Genomic DNA, 24,765 nt, shown 5'->3' with positions numbered 1-24,765 from the left:
TGTCTCAATCAGCTTGCGTCAGATCGAAGTCCGCCGAGAAAGGCGACTTGGTCACCATCCACGGCGAACTTCGGTTAGCTGGCAATCCAGCCTGCCTCTTCCATCTGACTCGAGACAGTGTGACGGCGGGCGGCCGCGTTGGCTCTCACTATTCGAGCGGAAGCTCTATTTTTCCCGTGCCACTGCACTGCAGGAGACCATCCTGGTTAACGAGGTGGTAGCTCACATGAACCGTTCCGTGACCTGCAGGGCCCGGTGAAAGCTCCGTCACCTCAGCGTCGATATAGGTTACGTCACCGCTCCAGATTGAGCTATTGAAGCGCATCGTTAAATGACGCAGGAAGCCCCATTCGCCTGCCCAATTCGCAAAGTGATCAGTGCCCCAAATAGTCATGACGGAGCCGATCGCGAAGGAGCGGGGCAGGCCGCCGCGAATGGCAGCCTTATCATAGACATGTCGGCCGCGACCCTCGTTCATGACAAAGCGGGCTCTGTTGAGCGGCATCTCAGGAAGGTCAGGGATGTCGTAACCGAAATTTGAATTCCTAGGTAGGAGCGGCGGCTGATCGGGCACGTGCGTTAGTCCCCACACGTCCTCTGGGCAGCAGGCATCCGAGTAAAGGAACGTGAGACCTGTGTGGGGTCCGAGCACCGCACGTGGCAACTTGTCCCCGACTTTTACCGATTCAAATAGCCGCTTCTCGTGTGTCCGAAAGGTCCGAATGTACGCGAGCTTCGCTTCGCGCAACTCGTCGATTTGAGCGTCGGTCCACTCCGGCTCCGGCGGAACCGGGGCGGCAGTATCGAGCTTGCCTTTCCCAAGGACCAACCCGTTCTCCTTCGGATGAAGCATGACCGTAGACCGCTTCTTGACAACCATCCCGCGTTGCGTCGCGAAGGTGGTCCCGAAGTTGAGGAAAACGCTGGGGCCGTAACGCGTGTTTGTCGGGCGTGCCGACGAGAGCACCCGGTCGATGAACAGGCGGTCTTCCGCGTATATTCGCGGCCCGTAAAAGAAAAAGTCGTCGCTGACATGAAACCCCGCCATAAGGGTCTTGCTCATAAAAATTGCATCATCGCCAGCCGCACGGATACCCGTGAATGATTGAGGCGCGACGATCTGCTCAAATCGACTCGCCGCCGCCCAGCTCTCATCGAAATGGAGCGGATTGTAGTTGTCGGTGTGCGTGACCCAGCGCTGGAAATCCTGTTGGACGAAGGGCACCTTCATCTGGAGTCCTCCGTGCGGAACACCGATCCAGGGCTCGAACTCCTTCATGTCGATCTGGATGAGCTCGGAATGCTTTGAATCCTGCGTTCCTGACATTGCTTGAATCTCCTTCCTTGCGCTTATCGATTGCAAGACGGTGGTGTCTTGTAGGATGGAACTCCGCGAGAAAGCCCGCTAGACGTGTCGGCGCGGTTGTCCTTCGATCAATTCCTGCTGATTTCCTTACTGTAAAGACAGTCCAGTATCGATTGCTGCGATAAGCGGCAGTTTCCGACCGAATCCAACGGTCGGCGCCTTCTTTCCGACTTTTCTCACCTACGCGGCGATTTACGGCGTTCGGATGAGGATGATCTGTCCGCCGACGAGGCATTCGGAGCGGTACCTCATGAGCGCTTCGACGCGCTTACCGCTCCTCTTTCGCAGAATTGCTGCAGCCGCAGACCACACTACGCCGTCTTTAGGCACTCTGCCCATTCTAACTTTGACTGGCTCACCTTTAGCCCTCGACTCGCTTCGGTGGATTTTCTGTCGCGGCAAATCCAAAGTATGGCGGCGGTCAGCAAATCGAATCAACCAAATTCGAGGACATATCTATGAACGATTACGCGAAGCTCGCGGCCTCTCGTACTCAAATTGTTACCGAGGGCGAATTCAAAGGCTGGCGGTTTTACGACGATGAGGGCTTCGAGGTTAACGCAGGCCCCTTCTTTTATCGGCAAGAGCCGGATGGCAACATGCGCTGCGCCTTCCGAGTCGGAAAGAAGCACGTCAGAGATACCGGTATCGTTCATGGCGGCTGCCTGGTGGCGTTCGCTGATTTCTGCGCAGGCGTCATCCCCATTCCGGTGAAGCAAGGAGGAGACAGCGTGACTGTAACTCTCGGATGTGAGTTTCTAGATGGCGCGCGCGAAGGCGATCTGATCGTAGGCACGGGCGAAGTCACCCGCGCCGGCCGCTCGATGGTCTTCGTGCGGGGGCAATTGACGTCCGGAGAGCGTAAATTGTTGACCTTCTCGGGCACGCTTAAGCGGTTAAAGCCGAAGTCTGCTTAAGCTAGCGCTTAGCTCGCGGCCTTGGGGCGAATGCGCTCGCGAGAAGCATTAGACGAGGAAAGGCGTTCAGCGGCGAATGGTGCAGATCGTTGATTGGCTCACATCTTTGGGGTGATCCTCGCTAAACCAGATGCACCCCAGCTTTGCGCAGTGCGATGACCGGCAATGGGGCAGTCTTCGCACTGCCGGGGAAATCACTAAACTGCCGAAGGGTCCCGCAGAGGCGTGGCTCCGAAGCAAGGCCGCCGCAATGCGAGCATCTGCGTGAAGGCGGATGCATCCGATGCGAGGAATCGATGCTCACTGCGACCTGGTGAAGGTGTGCTTTCGTGGCCCGCAGTAGAACGCCGCACATCTATGCTCGCGAGCTTTCGATCGTCCTCCCGCAACTGACGTTGCTCTATGAGCTCATTTCTGACTCTCTCGAGTTCAGGATGCTCGCGCCTTTCGCGGTTAGAGTTGAGTAGCCGTTTTTACCACAGCCGGACCAATCGCAGGAGAGACACATGGGTACCGTCGTTACGTTCAAACGACCGGACGGCAAGGACGCGTCGGGCTATCTTGCAAATGCGGCGAGCGGCAACGCGCCTGGCGTGGTCGTCCTCCCGGAGTGATGGGGGATGTCCGACCAGATTCGCGGGCTGTGCGATCGCTTTGCGCTAGCGGGCTTTGATGCGTTAGTAGCGGATCTCTACAATGGCAAGGTGGTGCCGTATCACGACCCTGACTCCGCCGATCGCGAAAACAAGGCGCTCGACCTAATCGACGCGACCACCCAGACCGTGCGCGGCGCCGTACAATATCTCGCACGAAACGGGGCCAAAGTCGGCTTGACCGGTTTCTGCCTCGGCGGCAAAGTGACCATCGTCGGCGCGGCCACAATTCCTGAACTGGCCGCAGGTGTTGTGTACTACGGCATGGCGCCGGAGCACGCGATGAAGCCCGCTGATGTCCGGATTCCCTTGCCGGCGCATTTCGCCAATGTTGATGATTGGTGCACGCCGCAGGTAGTCAATGCCTTCGAGCACAGTATGAATGCAGCCGGCAAGTCACTGGAGCTGTTTCGCTATGACGCCGAGCATGGCTTCGTCAACGAACAGCGGCCGCAGCACGACCGTAAGGCAGCGGAACTCGCGTGGGGTCGCACATTGGATTTCTTCAGAAAGCACCTGCAATAGCTCACGTTCGCAACCGTCCTGTCGCTGGCTCGCGAGCTATCCACGTTCCGTGACCGCACGGAGCGCGCCTAAAGTCCCCGAGTTTGCAGGATTTCATTCCAATAACTGCGAATCTTGCAGATTGACGGCGCCCGCGCGGCTTACAAATGACAATCTCACCTAATACTCGAAAGGACGACATGTTCCCGCAGCCCCGTTCCGCGAAATCGACGCCGGTGAGCCAAAGCGCGCTTTCGGCACTCTTCCGACCGAATTCCGTTGCGGTGATTGGCACAAGTCCAACTTCGGATGTGCGTCGTACCCCCCTCGAACACTACAAGCGGATCGGGTACTCGGGAACAGTGGCTGCCGTGAACCCCAAGTACGAGGAAGTGGCGGGTTACCCTTGTTATCCGTCCCTCAAAGGCATGCCATTCGTTCCGGATGCGGTCCTCATCCTGCGAAACCGCGACGCAATTGTCGCTGCGCTTGAGGAGGCTGCAGAGGTTGGGGTGAGAGCTGCAGTGATTCCGGAAATGGGTTTTGCAGAAGCTGGGGCAGACGGGGCGGCAGCGCAAGCGCGGATCGCGGACGTTGCGCGAGCGTCGGGAATGGCCGTTCTTGGTCCGAACTCGGGCGGGATGATCAATTGGGCTGATCGCGTGCATCTCAACATGGGAGCGTTTGAGGTCCACCGCCCAGGTCACGTTGCCCTTATTTCGCAGGGTGGTGGAACGCGACTGGCTCTCTTGGGAACTGGACGCGGCGTGCGCTGGAGTCACGCCATCATCGCTGGGAATGAAGCAGTCACGGGCAGCGCCGATATCCTGCGCTATTTCGTCGACGACCCGAACGTGCGAGTCATCTGCGGTTTTATCGAAGCGGTTCGCGATCCCGAGCGCTTCTTCTTTGAGTGTGATCGGGCGCACGCGGCCGGCAAGCCCGTCATTCTGTTGAAGCCTGGACGTACCGAAGCTTCTCAAGAGCTCGCCACGGCCCATACCGGCGCGCTTGCCGCGCCATATCGGTTCTATCGGGAGTTGTTCAAGAAGCATGGCGTGGTGCGGGTTGACTCGCTAGAAGAACTGCTTGCATCCGCGATGCTCGCGCAAACAGGGCGGCCCGTGGGTGAAGGAAGGGTGGGCGCGGTCTGTCCGTCGGGTGGGCTGATTCAGATGTACGTGGACGAAATGGCGAAGTGCGAGGCGGTCCGTTATGCTGAGTTCCAGCCAGAGACGGTAAAATCAATTCGTAGCATTATTCCTCCCGAAATCGTCTGCAGGAACCCTCTTGACGCCTACTGGGGCTACGACGGCGCGGAGGAGAGCTCTAAGAAGATCTATAAGGCCATAGCAACCGACCGGAATGTCGATGTCTTCACGGTTCTGCACTTTCCTAACCTCAATGGCCCGGCCGGTGAGCTAGAAGACACATATGCAGCCTGCGCGGTGGAAGTTGCCGCGGCGACGGACAAGCCCGTCGCTCTGCTAACACCGGTGGATGGTTCGATTCCCCTTACCAAGGCCAATGATCTCCTCGACAAGAATATTATCGTATTGGGCCAGCGAGAGGCTTTCCGGGCTCTCGACCGTGCCGTGAAGTGGGCACGGCCTCTGCCCCCGATTTCAGAGGTGCCGCTGATCGACAGGGTCCGGATGGCGAAACAGCTGCACGATTTAGGGGATAAGCCGTTCTCCGGAAGGCCGGCACTCGATTTCCTCGCCGCTGCGGGCATACCGGTCGTGGAGAGTCGCTTCGTAACGAGCGTTGATGCCGCGATCAGCGCGGCAAACGAACTCGGATATCCCGTGGTCGCCAAGATCGGCGACACAGGCGTGCTGCATCGAACCGAACTGTCCGGCGTCGTTACGAACATCCGGGATGCGAAGGAATTGTCGCAGGCAGCGACAAAGCTCTTCGCGGCGGGCTCGCAGGTCCTCATCGTCCAACCGTTCGTGCGAGACGGGACCGAGATGATCCTCGGTCTGGAAACCGATCCTGTCCTCGGTTCGTTTATTCTGGTCGGTCAGGGTGGCATCTGGACGGAGATCATGGAAGACGTGGCTCTCCGTCCTGCCGGTCTAAGAGTCGGAGAGCCGGAACGGATGCTCGACGAACTGCGAGTCCAAAAGATCCTGCGCGGGTTCCGCGGCGCCCCTGCGCTGGATGTAGACGCCTTGACCGGTACGCTGACAAGGCTCGACGCGATCGCGCGTAGCCTCGGCGATCAAATTCGATCGATCGATATCAATCCCCTCATCGTACGCAAAAATGGCGCCGTCGCGGTCGATGCCCTCATCGTACCCGCAAGTAGGCGTAACGAATGAAGTATTGGAGATGCGCACATAGGAGAGCGGGCTGGCTTCGGAGCTTTGACTAGGCCAGAATAGTCGACCTGCGGCCAGTGCGGGGTTGCAGGGAAAGCGGAAGCTCACGTTCGTTCAACGCGCCGCGACGGCGCGATATACGGTCATGCGCGACCGACCAAAAGCCAATGCGATTGATTGAAGACGCATCGCAGCCGATGGAAACGCCTCCAAGGGATGCGCGACGACCTGGCGCTGCTCGTCGCTATCTTCAGCGCCGCCAGCGACAAGTTCATCGGCGGCACCGGCACCCTGACGGCGGGCAGTGAACAAAACGCCGAGGAAGACTGGGTGACTGGTACATTCGGCCGGCTGCGGAGACTGCGCTACCCGAACGAGCTCGCTAGCGCGGGTGTCAACGGCGTGTCGTTCGGTGGATTCGAGCTGGCGTTCTCCTAGCTGATCCATGCCCGAACGCATTCCCTATCGGACGGCAATTGAGCCGCTCCTCGTCGAGCGCTGGAAGGGAGAATGGACAAGTCGCAATCGACAAGTCAGAACTGGCTTCATCTCCTCGTAAGCAGTACAGGTCGATGACTAACGAGCACGCACCTCAATGCCCGGCGACGCGCTTGGACTCGAACGGCAGGATCTCGTTCGCATCACGGTCGGACACTCGTCCTTCCACCGCACCGATCCAAACGGGCGCTCCACCATGCGGCGGACGCGCACCGGGTCGGAGCTGACGTGGAACGCCTCTACCTGGTGGTCCAGCCCCCGGTCCGATTGCGCGGTTGCGCTGGCGCAAATAATCCAGTCATGCCGGGCAGCGATCGTGATCCGCAATGTTGCGCGCGATCGAGCCACCGTAGGCACCATTACGCTGACGGGACAGCTGCACGTCCTGCATCAGACTGCGAAATGCGCGCGCCCCTTCGGCGACGCGATATTCGATCTCGAGCACTAGCATGGCGCGCTTTAGGGACGCGCTCCCTTCCGCGAAGTTCAGTGCTGCGATGAGATATGCCGTATCTACTGCCTTCTCTTGCAGAAATTCGTCCAATTGTCCCAAACTCCGCAGTTTCCTGGCGCCGGACGCGTTCTACGTTTGGCCGCTTCCCACTCGAGGCAACCCACCAGCGAGACATCGGCGTTAAACCCATCTGGAGGCAGCTCATGGCGTACAGCACCATTCTCTACGAGGCGGATGACCGTGTCGCGTGGATCACATTGAATCGGCCAAATAAACGCAATGCGATTTCCACCGAGCTCTGCAACGAATTCCGGGACGCGATCGCCATCGCCGAGCGCGATCCGGAAGTACGTGTAATCGTAGTCAAGGGAGCAGGCGGCCGGGCTTTTTCCAGTGGCTGGGACATGGCCGAAGACAAATCAGAGTTCGGACCGCCCGAACGTGCTGAATGGACCTTCGATCATCTCGACAGGCTTTTTGATCACGCCTGCAAATTCCTGCAATCCGTGTTCCACTGCTCCAAGCCCGTCATCGCGATGATCGAGGGCTACTGCCTCGCTGGTGGCTTGGACTTGGCCATGTGGTGTGACATGCGCTACTGCTCCGACGACTCGCGCTTCGGCGCGATCGAGGTCCGGTTCGCAGCTGGCGACACGGAACTGCCGATCATGTCGCACCTGATCGGACAGCGTTGCCGCGAGCTGGTCTACACCGGGGACGTGTTCGATGCCCAGGAGGCGCACCGTCTCGGCCTTGTCAACCGCGTCTTTCCCAAGGCACGCCTCGAAGAAGAGGTCACGCGCATCGCGAAGCGCATATCCCGGGTCGCTCTGCCAACGTTGGTGTGGAGCAAGAGAGCACTCAACAATACGCTCCAAGCGGCAGGACTTGATTCTGCCCTACGATATAGCTACGCGTCCGACATGATTATCAGCAAGTCCGACTCTGAGTACAGGCGGTTCCGCGAGTTGCTCCGCACTGAAGGTGCGAAAGCGGCGTCCCAGTGGATTGAGTCAACCTTTGCCCCGTTCGAATCTCAGACGCCGGGGGTGTCTTCTCGAACGGCATCCAACCAACCGGCCAAGGCTGGGGATTGAGCGAGTTGAGCGGTATTTATTCGGACATTCAGTAGCGCGTGACGGATCTGCGCGGCGTCACGGTGCTTCGTCTCGAAGCATTTGAGCTCTGGCTTGAGCCAGCTTCTCGCATCAGCGCCGCCATCTCTCGTAGATCGAACGTGCGCGCTATAGAGATCGACGCGTTTTAAGGGGAAGATGGAATGGCTGACACTGTTGTCACGCGCCGCGAAGGCGCGATCCTCGAAGTCACGCTCGACCGGCCAAAGGCCAACGCGATTGATATGAACACGTCGCGGCTAATGGGGGAGGCGTTCAAGGGGTTCCGCGACGATCCGGAGCTGCGTGTTGCCATCCTCAAGACCGCTGGTGACAAGTTTTTTTGCGCCGGCTGGGACCTTAAGGCGGCGGCGGCCAGTGAAGAGGAAATCACTGCCTACTATGGTGTCGGTGGATTCGGTGGATTGCAGAGACTGCGCGACCTCAACAAGCCTGTGATCGCGTGTGTCAACGGCATGGCGGTCGGCGGCGGCTTCGAGCTAGCGCTCTCCTGCGACCTGATCTACGCGTCCGATCGTTCTTCATTCGCGCTGCCGGAGATCCGCGCTGGCCAGCTGGCCGACGCGGCAACGATCAAGCTGCCCAAACGCATTCCTTGGCACATAGCCATGGAGCTCCTGCTCATCGGTCGCTGGATGGATGCTGCCGAGGCGCATCGCTGGGGCTTGGTCAACGAGGTCCTACCGAGTGAGAAGCTCGAGCAACGCGTCTGGGAAATCGCGCGGCTGCTTGCCAGCGGACCGCCGCTGGTCTTCGCGGCCATCAAGGAAACCGTGCGCGTCGCCGAGACGCTTTCCTTCCAGGACGCCATTAACAGGGTGACCCGCCGCGAACTTGCGACGGTCGACAAGCTCTACGGCTCAGAGGATCGTCTTGAGGGCGCCCGCGCTTTTTCCGAAAAACGTGATCCGGTCTGGAAGGGAAGATAGGGACGCTGAAGATCAGGTTTGCGGGCGCGTCGGGTGAGGAATGCGTGTCCTGCTTTACCTGCGGCAGTACGACGGGTCGTCGATCATTTCTGCCGGGCTCCCGAGGATATCCGCCGTCGGTTACGAGGGGTGAGTTGCGCCTGCAATCGATGGCTGAACCGACAACGAACACAAGACGCGCCCAGGAAATCGCACGCTTTCGCGGACGCGTCGTGTTCGACCGGCCGATCGGGAAGCACCAGGCGATCCAGCATCCGCTCGCGGCGAATTGGGTGGATTTGGAAGCCGCCCATCTGCTGATGATGAAAGCCGCCTGGCTCTACGACAACGGGAAGGACTGCGGCGCCGAGGCGAACGCGGCCAAGTATTTTTCTGCCGAGGCGGGGTTCCGCGCGTGCGAGCAGGCGATCCTCACGCACGGCGGTATGGGCTACTCGAAGGAGTTCTATGTCGAGCGTTACCTGCGCGAGATCATGATCCCGCGGATCGCGCCGGTCAGCCGCGAAGTGATTTTGTCCCACATTACGCGTGCTCGGTCTCCCGAAGTCGTACTGAGAGGAAAACAGCGATCAAGATTTCGCTTACGAGACGTTCAGCATCGAGGCGCCCATGCTTGCTTTCTCCCTCGATCAAGAACTTCACGGAAGTGATGGCGTCTCTTGCCCGCAAGGTAGGCGCTGCGTCGCGATCGACAGTCGCCAGACGTGGCTTTCATCGTATCGCAAGCCGTATCAGTCTAACAGACCGTACCTCATTGCCCGGCGATGCGCTTGGAATAGAACGGCAGGGTCTCGTTTGCATCGCGGTCGGACACCTCTTCCTTCCAACGCACCGATCCAAACGGGCGCTCCAACATGCGGCGGACGCGCACCGGGTCGGGGCCGACATGGAACGCCTCCACCTGGTGATCCAGCGCCCGGTCCGATTGCGTCCCGCGGTTGCGCTGGCGCAAATAGTCCAGCCATGTCGGGCAATGATAGCGTTCGGTCCAGAGCTCGGGATCGGCGATATTGCGCGCAACCGACCACCCGTAAGCGCCGTTACGCTGGCGCGCCAGCTGTACCTCAAGCATCTTATTGTGAAAGGCGCGCGCATTCTCCGCCGCCACGCGATATTCGATCTCAACGACTAACGGCCCACTGCGGTCGGTGAGCGGCAGGCGTACCTCGGGATCCGCCAACATCTCGACGTCCTCGTCGCGTGAGCTGATGCGCGGCATGGGTAGCCACAGCCCGAGCAATGGCGAGAGCAGCATCAGCCCCGCCGAGACAAGCAGTGCCGTTTCAACCCCAGCGGCATCTGTCAGACGACCCCAACCCCAACTGCCGAAGGCGACGCCGCCGGCGTACGCAGCCTGGTAGGTGGCCAACGATCGGCCGGCCACCCAGCGCGGCGACGAGAGTTGCGCGCCGATATCGAGCAAAATGGCCACCACCGTCCACACCGCACCCGCCAGAATTAGCGCGGTCGCGGTCAGCGCCGGCTCGCGGCTAAGAGCCGCGGCCGTAGTCGCTCCGGCCATGGACAGCATGCAGGCACGCATAGCGGCTTCGCTGCTCATACGCTTGCGCACCTCGCCGACATAGATCGCCCCGATGATGGCGCCAAAACCAAAGGCACCGAGCATGATGCCGTACGTCTGTGGACCACCGCTCAAGATATCACGCGCGACCAGCGGCATGAGCGCGAAGATTGAGCTGCCGACCGCGCCTGTTGCCACGGCGCGGACCAGAACGATCTTGATAGACGGAGAATTCGTGATATAGCGCACACCCGAGACGATGGCCCGGCTCAGATGTTCGCGCGGCAGCCGCGACGGCTCGGCAACCCGTTTCCAGAGAAACAGCGCGATCATCAATGGCAGATAGAGCACAGCGTTGAGCGCAAAGGCCGCGACCGCGCCTGCGATCCCAACCACAATGCCACCGATTGCGGGCCCAAAACTACGCGCGATGTTGAAACTGATGCCGTTTAGTGTAACTGCCGCCGGCAGCGTCTCAGCCGGCACCTGCTCAGAGACGGAGGATTGCCAAGCCGGGGTCATCAATGCTCCGCCGCTACCAACAACAAAACAAAGGAGGAGCAACAAATCCGGCGTGATGAGACCCAGCCATTGGAACGCCGTTAGCGCGGTAACGCCGCAGAGCGCGATCGAGAGCGCAACCAGCGTCACTAGGCGGCGGTCATACATATCGGCAATGGCGCCGGCGGGCAACGCGATCAGCATCAGCGGCAGCGTCGTTGCCGTCTGCACGAGCGCTACCTTGTCGGCCGCCGATGTCATCTCTGTCATCGCCCAAGCTGCGGCAACCCCTCGGATCAAAATGCCGAGATTGGACAAGATGCTCGCGGCCCAGATGTACCGAAAGACGGCATAGCGCAGCGGCGCGGCGACGTTTTCGCCGCTAAACCTCGGGAGCTTAGGTTGGTCGGTCATAGCGGCTCGTGCGTAAACAATTGATCGACAGTGATAGGAATGACGTCCGCCAACGGAGTACGGCCCCACTTCATCACGCCGGCTTGCTCAGAAAGCGCAAATCTTCCCGGCCACGGTCTCGAACGCGACATCGCTACTGCCGCATCCGTCACACCGCGAAGCCACGATCGCGCTAATGGGGCTCTCATTTTGTCAGCCGCGCTCGATAGCCCAAGTTCGATTCGCCCCGCCTTTTATCCAGCACGCGCGCAAGCTTACGAAGCTTGTGATCTAATGATTGCATCAGTGGAATGGCAGGCTCGCTCGCTGGATACGTCTCGTGCTGCCGTAACAGGCCCGCGTTCGACACAACCTTACTGTCCGCTTGGGACAGGCTGGCAAATAAGCTCGGGGTAACCCGGCGCGACATTCGAATGTCTTAAATCTCTTCGGAACGCCGATCCCAAAAGAACCGGGCTCTAGCCAGCCTTGACAAGGCGATAGACTAGAGCAGTCGCGGCGCGGATTTCTTGCATTATGCGTGGGTCCGCGACGAAAAAGCGCGCAAAGTGTCAAGCTGGGCCGTGAGAGACTCGAATCAATCTGCCGACGGAACTTCAATGGGGACGGCAACGCCCGCCTATATCCGATCCGTTATGACCATCGCGCCGAAGCCCTTGATGCCCGGAATCCCACAAAAGAAGCGCTTGGTGAACCGCTCATAGTCCTCCCCAATGCGACCGGAACGTGTCCAAGCTTGAATATCTCGGAAACGATCTGCTGCGAGCAGAACACGAAGGCAAGCAGCGAGCCTTGCACGCTGCCGTCTGCGAGCGCATAGCCCCGCGTCTGGCGGTTGGTGACAGTCTGATGCAGTGCTGAGAGCGCTCTCAAGCGACGGAATCGGCGATCCACTTTCCTCGGCCTAGCTCGGATGGACACCTAAGACGGTACGCCGAGCGAGTTGCCGAGAGATCGGCGATGCGATGGCACCAAGTCACTGCAATTGCGAACAGTCGCGTGGCGTTCCGATGAGCAGGGATATCCAGGCTTTTTGCAGTCGGCCAGAACGACGAACCATTTGTACGACGCCGGATAGCATGTTGCCGGTCAGTCTACGACAAAGAAGAGAAAGCGCTAACACAACCTCGGGGCTGCGGCGGGTGCTGATGAAACGCAATTTGACCCATTGTTTATGAGCTCAACGCAATCGTACCGGCGCACAAAAACGCAGTGACGATTTCTGGCACTGTGTGGGCGAGCGTGCAAAATGCGCGACACACCACGTCAAGCCTCGGCGGGAGCATCAATTGGAATGGAGAATCCCGCTTTGACCCGATCCATTATAACCATTGTCTTAAATCCCTTGATGTCCGAGTTCTCATAGAAGAAGCGCCGAGTGAATTGCTCATAGTCTTCCATGGTAGGCGCGGTGACATAGAGGACAAAATCAGCGTCGCCTGTGACGTAGAATCCATTCACGACGTCAGCTGACGACTTAATTGCCTTCTTAAACTTGTCGATAATATCTGATCGCTCCCGCTCCAATGTCACCAAAACGAGCATCTGAATTGGTCTTCCTACTGCCTTCGGCGAAACAATTGAGACGTCAGCCTCGATGATCCCTTCCGACCGAAGTCTCTTCAGTCGTCGTTGACACGCGGTAGCAGAAAGCCCGGCCAGATCGCCGATAGTTTCGGAAGTTAGACGATTATTCTTCTGCACGATCTCCAGGATGCGTGCATCTGTCCGGTCGTATCGCATGGTCGGCTCCGTCATTAAGGCGAATTTCGCAGCCACATGGCCCCGCAGTGCAGGAAACCATCGTAGCGGCACGAAATCACGATGCAAATGTGCTCACAATAGCAGTATTATGAATGAGTAGGCAATTTCATCGACGCCTCGCGTTCGACAAGGGTCCGACGCGAGAGGCCGTTGTGTTGGCCCATAACCTCTCCCTGTGGAGAGGTGCTGCGCGCGTGCGCTCGGCTGTCGGCGAGGTGCAAGATGTCGTTGCCTATTGGCATAGCCTGCGTACGGAAATCGCTCGCCGCCGGGCCGCGGCTATGAATCTGGTGAGTGCGCAGAGCTATCGGTCCCAGTTTCCAACAGTGGAGACAAGGCGAACGCGCAGCGCGCTTGGAGCGCCAATCCTATTCCCCCGCTTCGAAACTCGTGCCGCTGCTTATGCGCGCCATCATCATCGTCGCAGCTTCATGACCGTTCGACGGCGGCGTCTCCCCAATTAGCGGGTTCTGGTTTCCTCGCACCCCTACATGGGGGCCTCGATGCGCAAAGACCCCTTCTGGCTCATGCCACAAGCAGCACACGCATGTACCCGGCCAGCCAAATTCACCGAAGACGGGCGCCAACGCGCTGGATTTGAGTGCCTAAGCCCTGCTCATTGCATCAATCGCGACTAGAGTCTCCATATGCTTGCCTCGGCGGCCCCACGAAGCTGCTGTTTAGTCCCGCTCGCGCCCTGAACGGCGATTTCACCATGATCTAGTCGAGCGACTAGACGTTAGTATCGAACCACGCGCGAGCTGACTTCTCTCGCGGACGACAATTTCTTCGAGCAATGAGACCGGTGGACGTGCCGGCCAAGGGAATGAAAGATGGCAGGTGAGCTCCTCGGCTTTGTTGGCGTCGGACGCATGGGTGGTCCAATGGCGTCGCGGCTTCTCGATGCTGGCTATGGGCTCTGTGTCTATGACGCGCATCCCGACGCGGTCGCTCCGCTGGTTGCCCGCGGCGCACGACTTGCCAAGTCTCCTCGCTAGGTCGCCTCCGCAGCTGAGATCATTCTCCTCAGCCTGCCAACGCCCGATGTGGTGAGGACGGTCACGCTTGGCGAAGACGGCATCGGGCGGGGCAACAGGGTCCGCACCGTGATCGATCTTTCGACAACGGGCCCCGGAGTTGCGGCGGCCGTCGCGCGCGGCCTTGGCGAGCAGGGCATGGCATGGGTCGACGCGCCGGTCAGCGGCGGCATCGCGGGCGCCAAGGGAGGCACCTTGGCCGTCATGATCTCCTGTCCACGCGAGATCTACGATCGCATAGTGCAGCCGATTCTGAAGACTTTTGGCAAGACTTTCTACACCGGCGACAAGCCCGGCCTCGCGCAGACGGCGAAGCTCGTGAACAATCTGCTCGCGGCAGCGGCACTCGTCATCAGCTCCGAGGGAATGGCCATGGGCGTCAAAGCGGGCCTCGATCCCAAGACCTTGCTCGACATCATCAACGTAAGCTCGGGTCGTAACAGTGCCACGCAGGACAAGTTTCCGCGCTCGGTGCTTCCCGGCACCTTCGATTTCGGATTCGCGACCGGATTATCCTACAAGGATGTCCGCCTTTGCCTTGATGAAGCGGAGGCGATGGGCGTCCCTATGATGATGGGCGCGATCGTGCGCCAGATTCTCGCGCTGACCCAGGCCAAGTACGGAGCGAACTCGGATTTCACGTCAATCGCCAAGCTGTCGGAGGAGTGGGCGGGCGTCGAGATACGGAGCTAGCGAAGAGCGTCTGCAGCCCAGCCGGCTGCAGACGGACACGATTGGACATCAACACGGGAAGAATCAACTATGAGCAGCAGCGAGTTGTTTGAGAAGGGCCTGAAGGTTCGGAAAGAGGTGCTCGGCGAGGATTATGTTAACAAGTCCATCGCAGGCGCCGACGAGTTCACACGGACGATGGCGGAATGGTCGACCGAATTTTGCTGGGGCGCATTGTGGACGCGACCGGGGCTCGACCGCCGCACGCGCAGCATTGTCAATCTGGCGATGATCGGTGCCCTTAATCGGCCGCACGAGCTGAAGCTGCATGTCAAAGGGGCCTTGAAGAACGGCCTCACGAAGAATGAGATCAAGGAGATCCTGCTTCAGGTCGCCGTCTATTGCGGGATTCCGGCAGGAATCGACGCTTTCCGAAACGCGCGCGAAGCCTTCAAGGAGGTGGAATCCCCTTGATCCCCGAGATCAGGCGTGCAGCGTGCAAGGTCGCAAGATCTGAGGTTGACGAGAGCCGATGACTGCGGTGGCGCGCTGAGCGTTGTCTCACGCCCGCGGGAGGGCTGGCTGCCGTCGCTTTGGCCACCCAGAATCGATGTTCGGCGATCGCCGAGGTGTCCAGCAGGACGCTGACGAGTTCAGTTGCGTTCGCAAACGGCGCCCGACTCGTCGCTAGTACGTATGCAGAAGTGGCCGACGATCCTGCCCGCGGTTCCGATCATAACTCATCGGCGGCCGCTGGCGCGGGTCGTTCTTCTCGTGTTTTCTCCATGAGAATCCGGGTAGGCTCAACCGTCTCGCGTGCCGTAGCGGACGTCGGGAAAGCCCTCTAACGCACCGAAGGCGATTTCACCGCCGGGCTCACCGTCAAAGGTCAGGCGCACCTCTTCGACGAGATCGTGGAAGTTGCTACCCTAGTTGTCCGTTTCGGCGATTCGCCAGCGGCCGGCGAAAGCGCCCCGCGAATGACGCACTTTGGCCATCAGCCGGCCTCGAGCGCTTCAAGTATGCCGCAGAAGGCGTTGAACGCGGAAGCCGCGGCCCTTTCGTCCAGCGGATCCCGGGGCGGAACGACATCCTCTCCCGCCAAGTCGGCACGTTCCCGGACCTCTCGCTTCCCGTGCGAGAGCGGATTGCGCAGGACATCAAGCCAGCCAGCGATATTGATCGAGTAGGCCAGCCGGCGCGCACTTGCGATGACCATGCCCGTGAGGGGGCAAGAGCTCCATCCAGTCGTGCCGCACTGCGATTACGATTCTGAGCTGAATTTCGCCGCCAAATGTCAGGCGACGCAGGAAATCGGCCGAGCAATGGGAAAATGCGACACAAACACGTTTGCCGCAGCGATATGTTGAACGCAGAGGCGGCTCAACAACCACTGCGCGAGACTCTGAAATGACCTTTCAAAATGTTCGGCACAAAAGCCCACATTTGACTGCTCTTGCTGCGATGCACCTGCAAGGTCTGCGGCGGCGCGATTTTGTTGCAGGGGCCGCGCTCATCGATGGCCGCTGGATTGCGGGCGAGCAGCGCGACGTCGTGATCGACCCGGCGACTGGAGAAGAAGTCGCTGACGTTGCGCGTTGCGGTGCTCCGGATATGGATCTCGCGATCGCGGCAGCTGAACGATCTTTTAGTGCGTGGCGCGAACTATTGCCGGCAAAGCGAGGAGAGCTTCTTAGGGCTTGGGCATCTTTGATCCGCGAGCATTCGGAAGAGCTCGCCATCCTGGTGACGGTCGAGCAGGGCAAGCCGCTCGCTGAGGCACGGTACGAAATTGGCTACGGTGCAGGATTTCTCGATTGGTTCGCTGCGGAGGGGGAGCGCACCTATGGCGAAACGATCCCAAGCCACAAGCCCGCCAGCCTCCTTCATGTGCGAAAGCAGCCGATCGGTGTCGCGGCAGCGATCACTCCCTGGAATTTTCCCGTCGCCATGATCACACGAAAGGCTGGAGCGGCTCTTGCCGCTGGCTGTCCGATTATCGTGAAGCCTGCTCCCGAAACGCCGCTCTCTGCTCTTGCTCTCGCCAGGTTGGCCGAAGAGGCTGGCCTGCCGCCTGGCGTGTTTCAGGTGCTCGTAGGCGATCCCGTCGCTCTATCGACGCCTCTTCTGCACGATACCAGAGTGCGCGCCCTCTCATTCACGGGTTCCACCCAAGTTGGCCGGCTTCTCTTGGGAGGGGCGGCGCAGACAGTAAAGAAGGTGTCGCTCGAACTTGGGGGCCATGCCCCCTTTCTCGTCTTTGACGACGTGGACGTTGACAGAGCTGTCACGGGTGCAATCGCGGCGAAGTTTGCAACATCCGGGCAGGATTGTTTGGCCGCCAACCGCATCTACGTGCAAAGGGGTGTCTATGGCACCTTCGTTGAACGGTTTGCATCGGAAATGGCTCGACTGAAGGTGGGGCACGGCTTGGAGCCCGCGACGGATATCGGGCCAATGACGAAGCTGTCGGTCGCCAATAAATGCAGAGCTCATATCGACGATGCTGCGGCAAAAGGAGCGCGGGTCATTTCCTCGAAACAGGAGGAGATATTGGGTCCGAACTTCGTTCCTCCAACCCTGTTATGCGACGTCACGGACACAATGCTCATTGCTCGTGAAGAGACGTTCGGTCCGGTAGCTGCGGTCCTTCCGTTCGATACGGAGGATGAGGTCCTCGCCAGGGCCAATGCGAGCGAAATGGGGTTAGCCGCCTACGTCTACACAGACAGCTTGCGTCGAGCGCTCAGACTTTCCGAGAACATCGAGTACGGCATGGTGGGTATCAACACAGCTTCGTTCACGGGACCGCCAATTCCGTTCGGAGGATGGAAGCAATCGGGGCTCGGTCGCGAGGGTTCGCGACACGGGATCGATGAATTCATGGAACTTAAATTCGTCTGCTTCGGCGATTTGGCGGCTTAGGAGATTTCGGAATGACTGCAGTTAGGACCATCGCTGAGCTCGATCGCTCGAGTGTCCTTCATCCCTTCACCCAGCTCAAGGACTATGCGAGCGGCAAAATCGGCGATCCCACGATCGTCGCCGGCGGCAAGGGCATCCGGATCGAAGATGCGCAGGGACATAGCTACATTGACGGCTTCGCCGGCCTGTATTGTGTAAACATCGGATACGGCCGGACTGAGGTGGCCGAAGCGATCGCGCGACAGGCCTACAAACTTGCATACTACCACACCTATGCGGCCCACACCACCGTAGAGCTTGCGACCCTGTCGGACCGTCTGGTGCGAATGGCGCCTGGCAAGCCTAGCAAGGTCTTTTTTGGCCTATCCGGCTCAGACGCCAACGAAACCCAAGCCAAGCTCGTTTGGTATTATAACAATCTGCGCGGCCAACCTAAGAAGAAGAAGATCATCTCGCGCGAGCGTGGCTATCACGGCTGCTCGGTCATCTCCGGCTCGATGACGGGTATGTCATTCTACCATGATCACATGGATCTCCCGTTTCCAGGTATTTTGCACACGGGCACACCTCACCACTATTGGGGCGCCGAACCAGGTGAAATGGAAGAGTCCTTTTCTCGCCGGCGTGCGGCCGAGCTTGAAGCGCTCATCGTGCGAGAGGGGCCCGAAACAATCGGTGCCTTCATTGCTGAGCCGGTGTTGGGCACCGGCGGCATTACACCGCCTCCCGCCGGCTACTGGCATGAAATTCAGGCCGTGCTCAGGCGCTACGATGTTCTTCTGATCGCCGATGAGGTCATCTGCGGATTCGGTCGAACCGGCGCAGACTTCGGCAGCACGCTATACGGGATGGAGCCGGATCTTGTGACAGTCGCGAAAGGTTTGACATCCGGATACATGCCACTCTCAGGAGCCATTGTCGGTGAGAGGGTCTATGCCGTTATGGAGGAGGCTGCCGAGCGAGTTGGATCGTTCTCGCACGGGTATACCTATTCCGGCCATCCGATTGCGGCTGCCGCTGCCAATGCCGTCCTTGATATTGTCGAGAAGGAACGACTCAGCGACCGCGCCAGGGTCGTCGGTGCGCATTTCCAAAGGCGGCTCAGCGAACGGTTCGCACAGCTAGAGATCGTTGGTGAAGTGCGGGGCGTGGGCCTACTCGGCGCCGTCGAATTCGTTGCCGATCGCCAGACGAAGCGTCGATTCGATCCGGATCTCAAGGTGGGTGCTCGAATCTCTAAGGCAGCCCGTGATCGGGGGCTTATTGCCCGCGCGATGCCGCATGGCGACATTCTCGGGTTCGCTCCACCTCTTGTGGTATCGGAGGCTGAAATTGACGAGATCGTCGATCTAGCCTATCGAGCGACCAAGCAGGTGATGGACGAACTCGCGAAAGGCACTTGATAAGATTCTAGCATCCCGCGGAGACCTGGAGCCGCGGACCGAGATGCGGCACTTTTGAACGGATGGCGGCCCTGTAAACCTAGAGACTTCGAAAGGAGGCGCGACAGCTCTGCTCTGAACTAAAGCACGTACGCTTAACGCGTTCGAGTGAAGCCGAATCAACTTGAGGAAAAAAGCGGCAAGCGCGTTCTAATAGCTCGCGCATGGTAAGGATCATAGACCGGCGGCAATTGGTCTTGCTCCTGCAGGAGAAAAGTGGATGGCCAAGCTCGAGTGCGACAGCGACCAACAGCAACTCCACGCGGGTGAGCGCTCGCTTAAAGGCGGGGTCGCGCTGGTCACTGGAGCGGCGGGAGGGCTTGGCAATGCCATCGTGGCCGAACTACGCGAACGCGGGGCGGACGTGCATGGCGTCGACATTGCTGGAGTCGACGTCTTCAATGTGGACGTTGCGGCTGCCAGTGGAAACCGCGATATGGTCGCCCATGTGCTAGCGGTCGCTGGACGCCTCGACATTCTTGTCTTGAACGCCGGCTGCCAGTTTGTCGCCGCGATCGATCAGTTTCCGGACCACGAATGGGAGCGTCTTCGGAGTGCGATGTTGGACGGACCATTCTTCGCGATGAAAGCGGCGTGGTCAGCCTTAACAGCGGCCCCCGGCGGCCGAATTGTGGTCACGGCATCCACTGCGAGCTTCGCTGGAGCACCCGGGAAGGCCGCATACACTGCTGCGAAGCATGGCGTTCTTGGGCTTGTGCGCGTGGCCGCATTGGAAGGGGCGGCGCATGGCCTGACTGTCAATGCGGTTGCGCCGGGCTGGATGGATACGCCGATGATGCGTGATCAGCTGGAAGTCCAGGCGGCTATCATGGGCGTGAGCACCGACGCGGCGGAGCGGTTCCGCGCGGCACAGCCAGCCAGACGTTTCGTGGATGTGCGTGAGGTCGCGGCAACGATCGGCTTTCTTGTGAGTCCGGGCGCGTCGGGAATTAACGGCGTTTGCATTGCTGTCACGTCGTAGCAAAACGCTTTGATGCGGTTGGAGAGAGCTGGATTGAGGCTCGAAAGCACCGACTCGAGAAGCTGCTCGACGAGTTCAAGTGATGGGCTCCCGCTCCGACGCGCTTTAAACCCGTGTACCTGCTAGCTAATTTAGGTCGTTACGAGAGCAAGCTGCACGAAACGGCCTTATCCGGCTCGCCCTAGCAAGGGCTAGGATCCGACGGCCAAGTGCAACAAATTCAACGAGCGGCCGTTGGGACTAGGCGTCGGCGCGACGGAAATGCACACACCTCTAGCCGCGGTGATCCGCGCAGATCTTCAATGCGGCGCCAGGAGATCAAGGAATCCCTCCAAGCGAGAATGTCCGAGGTCAAAGTGCCGACCTAACTGAGGAGGATCGTCGAGATGGCTGCAATCTGTACGCGACCGCGACGGCGGCAAATTAGTCTTGGCCGGGATCTCGGGTGCCGCCAATATGGAGGAAAATACGAATTCGCCTGGTCGAGGGTGTTCCCGACCAGGCGCCGTAGATCTCAGTATGGAAGCATGATGCTATCCACGCTTCACAACGCCAAGCATTTTCCGGGCCTCAGCCGGAGTGGCAACGCTGGCGCCCATGCGCTCAATGATTCCAAGTGCATTCTCGACCAGTTGGGCGTTCGAGGCCAGAACGCCACGTCGAAGGTAGATGTTATCCTCCAACCCAACTCGGACATGCCCGCCCAATGCCACCAGCTGTGCGACAACAGGCATTTCGTCGGCGCCGCAACCGAAACCGCCCCAAATTGCACCAGACGGCAAAATGTCTCGCATCGCCTGCATGGCAATCGGCACCGCAGGAGCGCCATAACCTGTGCCGAGGCAAAACTGAAAAAGCGGGGGGCCATCGATTTTGCCCTCTCTGATGAGGGTCTTCGCATTTTCAATGTGACCGAGATCGAAGCATTCGAGCTCGGGCTTGACGCCGGCGTCTCGCATGAGCGTCGCCATCTCTCGGAGATCGGACATCCGTGCAACGTACAGGGTCTGCCCAAAGTTCATCGTGCCGCAATCGAGCGTCGCCAGTTCTGGCTGGAGTTTGATTGCCTGCGCACAGCGGCCCACGGGGTTCTTGAGGGTGCTCGCCTTGCTAAGCTTTACCGGATCGAGAGATTCAAACGCCAGCTCTCCATCCATTCCGCAGGTCAAGTTGATGACGACGTCGGTGGCCGCGTCCCGAAGTTTTTTGACGACCTGTTCATAGAGGTCGAGCCGGTTCGACGGAGCCCCTGTTTCTGGATCGCGGACATGAATGTGAACGACCGCAGCCCCTGCTTTCGCAGCTTCTAATGCCGCATCTGCAATTTGTGACGGTGTCTTGGGAATATCCGGGTGCTTGGCAAGCACCGCGGAGCTCCCACCAGTAATTGCGCATGTGACGACGACTTTTTGAGACATCAGAAACTCCTTTGTTGATTTTGTGAGGCCGGCCCCGCGCCGGACTTGAGAACGCATGCCGTTGACTGTCGTGCGGCGCGTTGGAGAACCCCGCTCATCGACCCCACACTCCCGCTATGGCAACGCGCCACGAAGCCAATATTTGAGATGGGAACCCAACTTTGATCGCGCGGCGCTTCGACCGCCCTCCCTGCTCGCCACACCCGCGTTGAGATGCGGCCGGTCCGCCGTCCCGCCGACTCGGCCATATCCGTCGCGCCGGCCAGACTGCGACGAAGCAAATCTCGTGGACGTCGCTGTCGAGATCGGTGAACATGGATCGGCGTACCTCCAGATACGATGACCCCCGGTCCGGTGTCTCGACGGGCGAGATTGCGGCGATAGATCAGCACGGCTTTGTTTGGGCAATTCGGATAGCCACTTTAGACCCGAAATTCGCGGTGCGCCGGAGTCCGCTGGACCGACGTTGACCACTTTCCGGCACCCGCCAAGATAGCAATTTGCCTTCTGAGAGGTCCGCACCGGAACGCACACGTCAGATGTTTCTTGGATAGCACTTGGACATCAATTTTAGGTCGCTGCCAGCAGGGCGTGTGGTCAGCCTTCTCCGATCAACTGCTGGGCGGCGGCAATCTAGCTCGGCCCAAGTGCACGACGCCTCCTGGCCACGTGCGCCCGTGCGCACTTGATCCATCTCATTGACGAGGGCAAACGCACAAATCGCGGCCTTTCCCAGCGACCCCGGCCTTGGCCATATCAGCCCCGGACCATGTTCGCGGCCCAAAATTTCAACACAGCTTGCACGCAGCGATACCATCAAGCGCCCAAAACAATGAAATAGCATCACTTCATCCTAGCCACGTTTTGCAGCTGGATTTCCTCGAATTGAGATCAGTTTTGGCCGGAATTATGTGTTTAGTGGGCGAATTGCGAAGCTTCACAACGCTCAATGTGCAAACATGCCCGCCAAAATCGGGAAAGCCTGCCGCTCACTTTGCCGATTTTACGCACTATTGACTGGCATTCGCACCTTCGGCTTGAGAGTCTGCGCGTATTGTGACGGCGAGTTTAGGAAGAACAACACTTGGGATCGTGCTCGTCGGACAGTGCGACTCGACCTCGACGTGTTTGGTGCGCGCGCAGGCCAGATCCATTGCGGGTCGCACACCTGATGAGAAGGCGGAGGCAGTCAGTACACCGGCGGGTTTCGATTTCCCAACCGTTAGCTACGACGTCACCATCCCCAACGCGCGGCCCATCGTAGATGAACTGTCTTGAACAGAGCAGGCTTCATCCTGGTCCATAAGAAGCTGTCCTGCGTGAGTGAACGAGATCCGGCAACTCCCCGCAAGAGGTATTGCGCGGAAATGGCACCAATGGTCAAGGAATGCTTCAACGCGGCGACCATAGATTTCGCCGGCCTCCCCATTCGCTCGGGCGGAAGCGCCTTTTCCCCCTGGCAGAGCAATGCTAATTCGGTGATTACCACGCCTGGTACGCCCAGATCGATTAGTTGCCGACCGCCGCACAAGATTGCCGCGCGGGAAACCAGCTGCAAGGCGTCGAGATCCTCGGTATTCGCGCTCAATGATCATCCAATACCTCGAACATTGAAGGAGCTGATCTCCTGACACTCTCTTTCGAAAGCCTTCCGTCGGCGTCACGCCCGGACGCGAGTCCTTCGTTACAACCCGTTTACACCTCTACTACCTGCCTGATCAGACGCAGGGCAATGTCTACATACGGAAGGCCCACGAAGAGGTGGCGCCAATCTGTCGAGTTCGCAATACGCTGACAAACTCAAACTGCGGGATGCCATGCGTCACCTCAACCGCGCTGATCAGTTATGACAAGGGTAGGCAGCCAAACGGCCCGACCATCGCCAACTTCGTTGATTTCGGAATTCCTCGGTGAGGGCGAGCTGAGGATATCTTTCGACAAGGCGTTCGAGTGGGACTGATGATGACCTGCCACTGAACTTTCATCCAGCAGCGGTTAGAGTAGAGTCTCAGGTGCAGCGAGACCGAACTTTGGACCACCCAGAACTAGAGTTTTGCGCTCTGATCACGTTGGCGGGCTGGATGCGCCGACGTGGTTTTGCAGCAAAATCGGCGGCCGATTGCCGATCGCCCCGTGGGGCCTTTCCTCATTATAATATCTGCGCCAAGTCTCCACTTTTTCCTGGGCATCCGCAAGGGACAGGAACCAATGGGCGTTGAGGCATTCAGCCCGGAAGCGCCCATTGAAGGCTTCGATGAACGCGTTGTCGGTTGGCTTGCCGGGCCGTGAGAAGTCGAGCGTGACGCCGCGCTGATAGGCCCAAAGGTCAAGATCACGCGACACGAACTCACTGCCCTGATCGACGCGGATCGTCGCCGGGAATCCCACTTCCTTGCAAACCCTTTCCAGTACCGCCACGACGTCGCTGCCGCGGAAGGTGAACCGCGGCACCAGCGCAGGCGAGAAGCGGGAGAAGATGTCGATGACCGTGAGTACCCGGAGCTTGCCGCCGGTCGCCAGCTGATCATGGACAAAGTCCATCGCCCAGGTCTCGTTCGATCGCGTCGCCGGCCTGCGGTCATCGCGCAGCTTGGCCTTGACCCGGCGCTTGGGCGATTTGTTGCGCAATTGCAGGCCCAATTCGCGATAGATGCGACGTGTCTTGTTCCGACCGTGCCGCCAGCCTTCACGACGCAGCAGCACGTGAACGCGGCGGTAGCCGAAGCGCCGTCGCTCGTCGGCGAGGTCACGCAGCCGGCCCCGGAGAGCCGCGTCCGGAGGACGGCTAGACCGATAGCGGATCATCTTCCGATCCGCGCCCACGATCGAGCAGGCCCGCCGTTCCGACAGACTCATGACGGCCTGCAGATGCGCGACCGCGGCGCGCTTGGCGGCGGGCCCTACCATTTTTTTTGAAAGCAGCTCGCGAAGGGTAGCCGTATCGAGCATCTGCTCGGCCAGATGCTTCTTCAGCTTCGCGTTCTCCTCTTCCAGGGCCTTCAGCCGCTTCGCCTCGGAAACGTCCATGCCGCCGAATTTGGCCTTCCAATTGTAGATCGTCGCTTCGGAGATCCCATGCTTGCGAGCCAGGTCAGCCGTCTTCCCCCCAGCCTCATGCTCCTTCAATATCGCGATAATCTGCTCTTCCGTGAACCTTACTCGCTTCATCTGTCCGTCCTTCTTCGGGCCCGGACTCTAACTCCTTCTGGAGGAAATACTCAGTGGCAGGTCAATGACCGACGACGTTGCCGTCTAGGACATCAACAACGCGTCTTCCGTAAGTTCGACACGATCAAGAAGAAAT

The 24,765-nt window shown here is 59.3% G+C and carries 15 protein-coding genes and 4 pseudogenes; 13 read left to right on the top strand and 6 right to left on the bottom strand.

What is annotated here, in order from left to right; all coding sequences use genetic code 11:
- Window positions 1-148: 148 nt before the first annotated feature.
- The gene (locus AYJ54_RS00670; protein ID WP_063695977.1) at window positions 149-1,327 is read right to left on the bottom strand and encodes an FAS1-like dehydratase domain-containing protein; all 1,179 of its coding nucleotides are present in this window, start codon (window positions 1,325-1,327) and stop codon (window positions 149-151) included.
- Between the two features lie 497 nt (window positions 1,328-1,824).
- Between AYJ54_RS00670 and AYJ54_RS00665 the strand changes: the two genes are divergently transcribed.
- The 4 genes and pseudogenes from AYJ54_RS00665 (at window position 1,825) to AYJ54_RS00650 (ending at window position 6,205) form a co-directional block, all read left to right on the top strand.
- Window positions 1,825-2,283 (top strand): PaaI family thioesterase, encoded by a 459-nt coding sequence (locus tag AYJ54_RS00665; RefSeq protein WP_063695976.1) that lies wholly within the window; start codon window positions 1,825-1,827, stop codon window positions 2,281-2,283.
- A gap of 506 nt (window positions 2,284-2,789) precedes the next feature.
- Window positions 2,790-3,461 (top strand): annotated as a pseudogene (locus AYJ54_RS00660) (dienelactone hydrolase family protein).
- Window positions 3,462-3,640: 179 nt separating this feature from the next.
- Window positions 3,641-5,767, top strand: coding sequence for an acetate--CoA ligase family protein (locus AYJ54_RS00655; RefSeq protein ID WP_161491783.1), 2,127 nt, complete (start codon window positions 3,641-3,643; stop codon window positions 5,765-5,767).
- Window positions 5,768-5,983: 216 nt separating this feature from the next.
- Complete coding sequence (locus tag AYJ54_RS00650; RefSeq protein WP_063695974.1) at window positions 5,984-6,205, top strand: Clp protease/crotonase-like domain-containing protein; 222 nt, start codon at window positions 5,984-5,986, stop codon at window positions 6,203-6,205.
- A 154-nt stretch (window positions 6,206-6,359) separates the two neighbouring features.
- Here AYJ54_RS00650 and AYJ54_RS48715 read toward each other — a convergent pair.
- Window positions 6,360-6,713, bottom strand: a pseudogene (locus AYJ54_RS48715) (MFS transporter); the annotation flags it as partial.
- Between the two features lie 209 nt (window positions 6,714-6,922).
- Between AYJ54_RS48715 and AYJ54_RS00640 the strand changes: the two are divergent.
- The 3 genes and pseudogenes from AYJ54_RS00640 to AYJ54_RS00630 all read left to right on the top strand — a co-directional run.
- Window positions 6,923-7,816 carry an enoyl-CoA hydratase/isomerase family protein gene (locus AYJ54_RS00640; RefSeq protein ID WP_063695972.1) on the top strand — a complete coding sequence of 298 codons (894 nt, stop codon included), beginning with the start codon at window positions 6,923-6,925 and terminating at the stop codon, window positions 7,814-7,816.
- Between the two features lie 182 nt (window positions 7,817-7,998).
- Window positions 7,999-8,784, top strand: a complete 786-nt coding sequence (locus AYJ54_RS00635; RefSeq protein ID WP_063695971.1) for a carnitinyl-CoA dehydratase — start codon at window positions 7,999-8,001, stop codon at window positions 8,782-8,784.
- Window positions 8,785-8,960: 176 nt separating this feature from the next.
- Window positions 8,961-9,339: pseudogene (locus tag AYJ54_RS00630) on the top strand (acyl-CoA dehydrogenase family protein); the annotation flags it as partial.
- 196 nt (window positions 9,340-9,535) lie between these two features.
- Here AYJ54_RS00630 and AYJ54_RS00625 read toward each other — a convergent pair.
- The gene (locus tag AYJ54_RS00625) at window positions 9,536-11,221 is read right to left on the bottom strand and encodes an MFS transporter (protein ID WP_063695969.1); all 1,686 of its coding nucleotides are present in this window, start codon (window positions 11,219-11,221) and stop codon (window positions 9,536-9,538) included.
- Window positions 11,222-12,487: 1,266 nt separating this feature from the next.
- Window positions 12,488-12,964 carry an Lrp/AsnC family transcriptional regulator gene (locus tag AYJ54_RS00620; RefSeq protein WP_063696002.1) on the bottom strand — a complete coding sequence of 159 codons (477 nt, stop codon included), beginning with the start codon at window positions 12,962-12,964 and terminating at the stop codon, window positions 12,488-12,490.
- Window positions 12,965-13,818: 854 nt separating this feature from the next.
- Between AYJ54_RS00620 and AYJ54_RS51810 the strand changes: the two are divergent.
- The 6 genes and pseudogenes from AYJ54_RS51810 to AYJ54_RS00590 form a co-directional block, all read left to right on the top strand.
- Window positions 13,819-14,289: pseudogene (locus AYJ54_RS51810) on the top strand (NAD(P)-dependent oxidoreductase); the annotation flags it as partial.
- Window positions 14,263-14,715, top strand: coding sequence for an NAD-binding protein (locus tag AYJ54_RS51805; protein ID WP_283808621.1), 453 nt, complete (start codon window positions 14,263-14,265; stop codon window positions 14,713-14,715). The pseudogene AYJ54_RS51810 and the gene AYJ54_RS51805, both read left to right, overlap by 27 nt.
- A gap of 69 nt (window positions 14,716-14,784) precedes the next feature.
- On the top strand, window positions 14,785-15,168 hold the full coding sequence (locus AYJ54_RS00610) for a carboxymuconolactone decarboxylase family protein (protein WP_063695968.1): 384 nt from the start codon (window positions 14,785-14,787) through the stop codon (window positions 15,166-15,168).
- Between the two features lie 936 nt (window positions 15,169-16,104).
- Window positions 16,105-17,619, top strand: a complete 1,515-nt coding sequence (locus AYJ54_RS00600) for an NAD-dependent succinate-semialdehyde dehydrogenase (RefSeq protein ID WP_063695966.1) — start codon at window positions 16,105-16,107, stop codon at window positions 17,617-17,619.
- Between the two features lie 11 nt (window positions 17,620-17,630).
- Window positions 17,631-19,022: an aminotransferase gene (locus tag AYJ54_RS00595; RefSeq protein ID WP_063695965.1), complete on the top strand. Its 1,392-nt coding sequence runs from the start codon at window positions 17,631-17,633 to the stop codon at window positions 19,020-19,022.
- A gap of 259 nt (window positions 19,023-19,281) precedes the next feature.
- Window positions 19,282-20,043, top strand: a complete 762-nt coding sequence (locus AYJ54_RS00590; protein WP_063695964.1) for an SDR family NAD(P)-dependent oxidoreductase — start codon at window positions 19,282-19,284, stop codon at window positions 20,041-20,043.
- A 533-nt stretch (window positions 20,044-20,576) separates the two neighbouring features.
- Here the strand turns inward: AYJ54_RS00590 and AYJ54_RS00585 are convergent.
- Together AYJ54_RS00585 and AYJ54_RS00575 are read right to left on the bottom strand one after the other, a co-directional pair.
- On the bottom strand, window positions 20,577-21,461 hold the full coding sequence (locus AYJ54_RS00585) for a beta-keto acid cleavage family enzyme (protein WP_063696001.1): 885 nt from the start codon (window positions 21,459-21,461) through the stop codon (window positions 20,577-20,579).
- Window positions 21,462-23,525: 2,064 nt separating this feature from the next.
- Window positions 23,526-24,629, bottom strand: coding sequence for an IS3 family transposase (locus AYJ54_RS00575; RefSeq protein ID WP_082905382.1), 1,104 nt, complete (start codon window positions 24,627-24,629; stop codon window positions 23,526-23,528).
- Window positions 24,630-24,765 lie beyond the last annotated feature (136 nt).

This window comes from Bradyrhizobium centrolobii (genome assembly GCF_001641635.1).
GTDB lineage: Bacteria > Pseudomonadota > Alphaproteobacteria > Rhizobiales > Xanthobacteraceae > Bradyrhizobium > Bradyrhizobium centrolobii.
The sequence above is the reverse complement of the archived record's forward strand: the minus strand, read 5'-3'. Positions and strand labels throughout refer to the sequence as shown.

Excerpts from the sequence above, each read along its gene's own strand:
- AYJ54_RS00600 (WP_063695966.1), top strand. The coding sequence starts at position 16,105 with ATGACCTTTCAAAATGTTCGGCACAAAAGCCCACATTTGACTGCTCTT.
- AYJ54_RS00595 (WP_063695965.1), top strand. The coding sequence starts at position 17,631 with ATGACTGCAGTTAGGACCATCGCTGAGCTCGATCGCTCGAGTGTCCTT.
- AYJ54_RS00620 (WP_063696002.1), bottom strand. The coding sequence starts at position 12,964 with ATGCGATACGACCGGACAGATGCACGCATCCTGGAGATCGTGCAGAAG.
- AYJ54_RS00585 (WP_063696001.1), bottom strand. The coding sequence starts at position 21,461 with ATGTCTCAAAAAGTCGTCGTCACATGCGCAATTACTGGTGGGAGCTCC.
- AYJ54_RS00640 (WP_063695972.1), top strand. The coding sequence starts at position 6,923 with ATGGCGTACAGCACCATTCTCTACGAGGCGGATGACCGTGTCGCGTGG.
- AYJ54_RS00610 (WP_063695968.1), top strand. The coding sequence starts at position 14,785 with ATGAGCAGCAGCGAGTTGTTTGAGAAGGGCCTGAAGGTTCGGAAAGAG.
- AYJ54_RS00655 (WP_161491783.1), top strand. The coding sequence starts at position 3,641 with ATGTTCCCGCAGCCCCGTTCCGCGAAATCGACGCCGGTGAGCCAAAGC.
- AYJ54_RS00625 (WP_063695969.1), bottom strand. The coding sequence starts at position 11,221 with ATGACCGACCAACCTAAGCTCCCGAGGTTTAGCGGCGAAAACGTCGCC.
- AYJ54_RS00575 (WP_082905382.1), bottom strand. The coding sequence starts at position 24,629 with ATGAAGCGAGTAAGGTTCACGGAAGAGCAGATTATCGCGATATTGAAG.
- AYJ54_RS00665 (WP_063695976.1), top strand. The coding sequence starts at position 1,825 with ATGAACGATTACGCGAAGCTCGCGGCCTCTCGTACTCAAATTGTTACC.
- AYJ54_RS00650 (WP_063695974.1), top strand. The coding sequence starts at position 5,984 with ATGCGCGACGACCTGGCGCTGCTCGTCGCTATCTTCAGCGCCGCCAGC.
- AYJ54_RS00590 (WP_063695964.1), top strand. The coding sequence starts at position 19,282 with ATGGCCAAGCTCGAGTGCGACAGCGACCAACAGCAACTCCACGCGGGT.
- AYJ54_RS00670 (WP_063695977.1), bottom strand. The coding sequence starts at position 1,327 with ATGTCAGGAACGCAGGATTCAAAGCATTCCGAGCTCATCCAGATCGAC.
- AYJ54_RS00635 (WP_063695971.1), top strand. The coding sequence starts at position 7,999 with ATGGCTGACACTGTTGTCACGCGCCGCGAAGGCGCGATCCTCGAAGTC.